This is a genomic window from Klebsiella sp. A-Nf5, from assembly GCF_002810545.1.
Taxonomy (GTDB): domain Bacteria; phylum Pseudomonadota; class Gammaproteobacteria; order Enterobacterales; family Enterobacteriaceae; genus Klebsiella; species Klebsiella variicola.
Map to the genome: position 1 here is coordinate 1 of NZ_PIOG01000285.1, position 1,417 is coordinate 1,417.

At 41.6% G+C, this 1,417-nt stretch carries 1 protein-coding gene; it reads right to left on the minus strand.

Translation table 11 applies throughout. From position 1 onward, the window contains the following. Nucleotides 1–149: 149 nt before the first annotated feature. Complete coding sequence (locus tag CWM53_RS29875; RefSeq protein WP_100698355.1) at nt 150–1,319, minus strand: GIY-YIG nuclease family protein; 1,170 nt, start codon at nt 1,317–1,319, stop codon at nt 150–152. Nucleotides 1,320–1,417: the final 98 nt, after the last annotated feature.

Sequence of the window (1,417 nt, forward strand, 5' to 3'; positions counted from 1 at the left end):
TTTCAGCGCAAATGCTATCTGTTCTTCGGTATAGCGGGTCTTTTTCATGGCGATGTGCCTCTCTGTGAGATGGAAGAAAGACCGGAGACTTCAGTTTAGCCTGGCACTGTTTTCAGGGAGGAGATCAGAGGAGATCACATCCGACATACTCAAGGTGTCGCTCTCTCTACTATTTCTTGCGTTATTGCATCATATCGATAGTTGACAATATCACCTGTAATAAGCATTTGTATTGCCTGCTTTATGCATTCTAGGGGAGCAATAAACCACTCTCTCGGGGTATGAATAATTCCTTTATGATCAGTCAATTGTACATCCAAACAGGAATGTCCAAAGAATGTGTGTAGCAACCCTTCAAACTTATGTGTTCTCATGTTGTAGCACTCAAACTCAGACACTAACTGAACTGATGCCATTAAATAAGTTGGTTCCTTCTCCGCATTAGCAATACGCTGCATTACGGGAGTGGTGGAATAACCAATCTTGTATAAATTATTCACGCTACTGATCTCTGGTTCATTACTTAGAGATTTGAGAATATAAATGTAGCCTGACTTTTTATCGTCACGAGTGATGTTCAGCAATTCATCCAACTCTTTATCACTTTTAGCTAAGATACGACGACCTGTTTCATCTTTATACAACTCAGTAGCTAGTGAGCGCAGCAGCATGTCTGATTCTGTACCGTTCTCAAAAACTAGATGCAATCGAGCGTTTATCTTACCATTCTTCCTCTGCCTCTCTTCCATATCAGAGACATAGCAAGTTACCCCGTGAAGAATGAAGAACATACCCTTTTTAATTTGCTGCTCACCTGTGAATTGAACAGCCTCCATTTCACCAGTCTTAAGGTCAGCATGACATTGCCGAAACAGAGGCTCATATTCATCGAAGTTGGCACACTTCTTACGCTTGGCAACATGATGAGGCATTCCCAAGGTCTTCTTAACGTGTTTTAAATTGAAGATGCTGTCATCTGGCAAATCCAATATCCCTAACATGTCATCGGCAAGTATCGCTTCAATAGAAGACAGCTTAGGTTCTTCAAATCGTGGCAAAAGTCCATGAATATCGTATTGTTCCAACGCACGACAATGTAGTTCGTTACTGCGGATAGATTCTAGGCTTTTGCTGCGCATCAGCTCAATCGGATTGCTACGATTAGCTTGCGGCTCTCTCGCATGCTTATCAAAAAATTCATTAATTTGCTTAAACTTAGCAATTAAGTGGTCATCGGCTGTTTGTGCCGATGATTTAGGCTTTTTTTTCAGTAGGCCTTGCGTATCAGAAGCTAGAATCTCGTTTAACCAATCTTCCATTTACATAGCCTCTTTTTGAGTATTCGCTGCCTGCTCTTGTGCAAGACGACGCAGATAAATAATACACTGAGCCAACTCACGTTCACGCCCATTACGAG

Excerpts from the sequence above, each read along its gene's own strand:
- CWM53_RS29875 (WP_100698355.1), bottom strand. The coding sequence starts at position 1,319 with ATGGAAGATTGGTTAAACGAGATTCTAGCTTCTGATACGCAAGGCCTA.